5 protein-coding genes are annotated in these 3,337 nt (G+C 70.0%); all 5 read right to left on the minus strand.

Annotated features, from left to right (window positions below):
- Window positions 1-3: 3 nt before the first annotated feature.
- Window positions 4-561 (minus strand): helix-turn-helix domain-containing protein, encoded by a 558-nt coding sequence (locus tag IT306_01200; GenBank protein ID MCC7367005.1) that lies wholly within the window; start codon window positions 559-561, stop codon window positions 4-6.
- 68 nt (window positions 562-629) lie between these two features.
- Window positions 630-1,253, minus strand: coding sequence for a DedA family protein (locus IT306_01205; protein ID MCC7367006.1), 624 nt, complete (start codon window positions 1,251-1,253; stop codon window positions 630-632).
- 6 nt (window positions 1,254-1,259) lie between these two features.
- Complete coding sequence (locus IT306_01210; protein ID MCC7367007.1) at window positions 1,260-1,856, minus strand: hypothetical protein; 597 nt, start codon at window positions 1,854-1,856, stop codon at window positions 1,260-1,262.
- A gap of 20 nt (window positions 1,857-1,876) precedes the next feature.
- Window positions 1,877-3,055 carry a response regulator gene (locus tag IT306_01215; GenBank protein ID MCC7367008.1) on the minus strand — a complete coding sequence of 393 codons (1,179 nt, stop codon included), beginning with the start codon at window positions 3,053-3,055 and terminating at the stop codon, window positions 1,877-1,879.
- A 121-nt stretch (window positions 3,056-3,176) separates the two neighbouring features.
- Window positions 3,177-3,337: response regulator (locus IT306_01220; GenBank protein ID MCC7367009.1), on the minus strand; the 161-nt coding region annotated here is incomplete at its 5' end.

The raw sequence follows: 3,337 nt of genomic DNA on the forward strand, positions 1-3,337 counted from the left end.
CGATCAGCCCCTGTTTACGACCGCGTCTGGATCGTGGACCTCGACCTCGCCATGCTTGCGCCGCCGCTTGGCCAGCCCGGTGTGGCACCACGACCGGTCGCGCTGCCAGCTCAAGTCGGCCTCGTGCAGCACGCACCAGATGGTGTACGTGCTGACCTCGGGCAGCCCGTCCTCGGCGCTCCGCAACGCCTGCTGGAGCGTCGTCAGCGACCAGATCGCGGTCTTGTCCTGCTCCCGATCCGGCGTGCGTCGTACTTCAGCCAGGATCCGCTCCCGCTCGGCGGCGCCATACTTGACCCTGAAGCCGCCCCCATGGCACGGCGCGACCGCCCCGAGCCCCTCTCGATTGAACCGCGCCACCACCTGCCTGATCGCGTCGCCCGACCGACGCCCCACCCGCCACGCTGCCTCGGTGTAGGAGCATCCCTCGGCCAGGGCCAGCAGCGCCCGCGCTCGCGCCACCACGATGGCCGGGGCGCTCGTCGTGCGCCCCAACTGCTCCAGGCTCCCCCGTTCGTCGTCCATCAGCCCGCGCAACGGATCCTTCCGTCGTCGGGTCATCGCTTGCCTCCCAGACCACGGTCTACTCCAACTTGACCGGAATGGCCACCATTTTGCCAAGTGACCCACTAGATTGCGCTACTGGGCGACGGCCGCAGCAGCCGCACCAGCAGCCAGATCAGCCCGGCTGCCAGCGCGATGGTAGTCAGCACCGTGACGACGTCGTCCAGGTAGTCCAGCAGCGAGACCCAGCTCGCGCCGAAGTACCAGCCGAGCGCCAACAACTGGGCAACCCAGATCGTCTCGCCGACCAGCGCGTACAGGAAGAATTTCATCATCGGGAAGGTGCTCGCGCCGGCCACGAGATTGGTCGGCAGCGCCAGCCCTGTCAGCAGGCAGCGCGTCACCAGCACCAGCAGGCCGCCCCAGCGCTCCAGCCGGCGCTCAACCCCGTGGAGCCGCTCCTCGGTGACGCCCACACGCCCGCCCCAGCGCCCGAGCACTAGGTGCCCGGCCCACCGTCCGATGCTGTAGCTGGCCATATCTCCGGCGACCGCCGCCGTCAGGATCAGGACGAACAGCACGCTGATCTCCGGCGAGTCGTCGCCGGTGGTCGTGATCGAGCCGGCCGCCAGCACCACCACGGCGCTCGGGAGCGGCACGCCCAGCGAGCCGACCAGGACCGTCAGCGCCGCGACGGGGTAGGTGTACAGGACGAGCCACGCCACCAGCGCCGTGGCAACGTCACTCATCGGCTCTCACGCGGGGTCGTCATGGACGGTCGCGCAGGCCATACGCGAAACGGAGTGCTGGCTCACGGCCGGCCGCGGCGCGGGCCACGACGCGGTGGACAGCCGGCGACTCGGGAGGTCGCCACCGGGCTTGCCGTCAGCCGGTTTGCCCTCGCTCGGCTTGCCGTCGCCGCCCGGGCGGCCGTTGCCGGGCTTCTCTTCGGGCAGCATCGGCGGCGGGGAGGGCGCGTCCGGCGGAGGCGGCGGTTCAGGGTGGCTGTCCTGCCACGCCTGCACCGTCCCCCGCACCAGGAGCAGCGTCTCGTCGGTGCTGCGCCCGGTCTCCGAGGCGATGTCCCGGAGCGGCCGGCGCTGACGGCCCTCCGGCTCTACGCCGAGCGCCTGCCAGATCTCCCGCTGCGGCACGCGGTAGGCCCGTCCGACATACGGTACGCTCATCCAGTCTGCGATCAAAGCCACGTCCACCTGTCGGGGTGGGGGCGGCGGCCCGAGCAGCCGGACCCCGAGTCGCCACGCTGCGCGTCCGCCGAGCACCAGCACGGCGATCAGCAGCACGGCGACGAGCGCTGCGAGGAACGGTCGACGGCGGATGTGCGCGGCCACAGGCGTTCAGCCGGCGCGCGTCATTCGGCGGGCAGCCGCACGGTAATGGTCGTGCCCTGGCCCGGCTCGCTGGCGGCCGAGATCTCGCCGCCGTGCTGCTGCACGATCTGCTGCGCGCCGGCCAGCCCGAGGCCGGTGCCTCGGATGCCATCGCCGACGTTGCTGGCCCGGTAGAACCGCTCGAAGATGTGGGGCACGTCCTCTGGTGGGATGCCGATGCCCTGGTCTCGCACCGCGATGACGGCCCAGGCGCCGCCCGCGTCCTCGTCGCGCGACAGGATGACGGTCACCTCGCCGCCGGCCGGGCTGTACTTGACGGCGTTCGTCAACAGGTTCTGAATGACCCGCTCGATACGCACGGCGTCGAGCAGGCCCGTCAACGGCCCGTCCACGCCCGACTCGACGCGCAGATCGTGCAGGTCGGTGGTGCGCTGCACGTCGGCGGCGGCGCGCTCGACCAGCCCGATCAGCTCGCAGTCCTCCAGGTGCAGCTCGAGCGGCCGCCCGGCCTCGATGCGTGCGACGTCCAGCAGATCGTCGATCATCCTGGCCATCAGGACGGTCTGCTCTTCGATCCGCCCGAGCCGTTCCAGCACCTCGACCGGGTCCAGCGCGCCGGCCCGTGCGATCCGCCGCTGGAGCAGCTGCGCCACCCCGCGTATCGACGTGAGCGGCGTGCGCAAGTCGTGCGAGATGGTGGCGAGCGTCTCGTCACGCGAGCGGAGCGACGCCTCGGCCTCGGCCTGGGCGCGGGCCAGCCGCGCGCGCTCGTCTTCGGCTCGCTTGCGTTCGACAGCGTAGCGAATCGAACGGGAGAGGGTCAGGCTGTCGGCGCGCCCCTTGACCAGATAGTCCTGCGCGCCCTCGCGGACCGCCCGAACGGCCATCTGCTCGTCGTCCAGGCCGCTGAGCACGACAATCGGCGTGGTCGGCGCGGTCCGTTCGAGCCTGACAAACGTGTCCAGACCGTGGCTGTCCGGCAGGGAGAGATCGAGCAGCACCACGTCGATATCGCCGGCGAGCAGACGCTCCATGCCGGCTCGCAGCCGGTCCACCGTCTCCAGCTCGAAGGCCGCGCCAGAAAGCGATGGGTCGAGCGCGACATCGTCCAGCGCATCGCGGATCAGATCGACATCCGCGATGTTGTCCTCGACCAGCAGGACGCGAACCAGTCCCTGAGCGATGGGCGAGACGGTCATGGTTGGCATCACCAGCGGGGACCGGGCCGCTTGATACGGCAGACCCTCCGGTTCAGCACAGCGTACACCACGCAGCCGCCGGTGTGGGTCTTCGCGGTCTGAACCCGCCGCCTGTTCGGACTCATTCGGGCGGCAGCTTCACAATGGCCAGCCAGAAGTTGTCGATGGACCGGACCACCTGGATGAAGGCGTCCAGATCGACAGGCTTCCTGACGTAACAGTTCGCGTGCAAATTGTAGCTTTCCAGGATGTCCTGTTCGGCTTCGGAGGTGGTCAGCACCA

The organism is Chloroflexota bacterium (assembly GCA_020850535.1).
In the GTDB taxonomy this organism is placed as follows: Bacteria; Chloroflexota; UBA6077; order UBA6077; family JACCZL01; genus JADZEM01.

Coding starts and splice junctions, on each gene's coding strand:
- IT306_01200 (MCC7367005.1), bottom strand. CDS start 561: ATGACCCGACGACGGAAGGATCCGTTGCGCGGGCTGATGGACGACGAA.
- IT306_01205 (MCC7367006.1), bottom strand. CDS start 1,253: ATGAGTGACGTTGCCACGGCGCTGGTGGCGTGGCTCGTCCTGTACACC.
- IT306_01215 (MCC7367008.1), bottom strand. CDS start 3,055: ATGACCGTCTCGCCCATCGCTCAGGGACTGGTTCGCGTCCTGCTGGTC.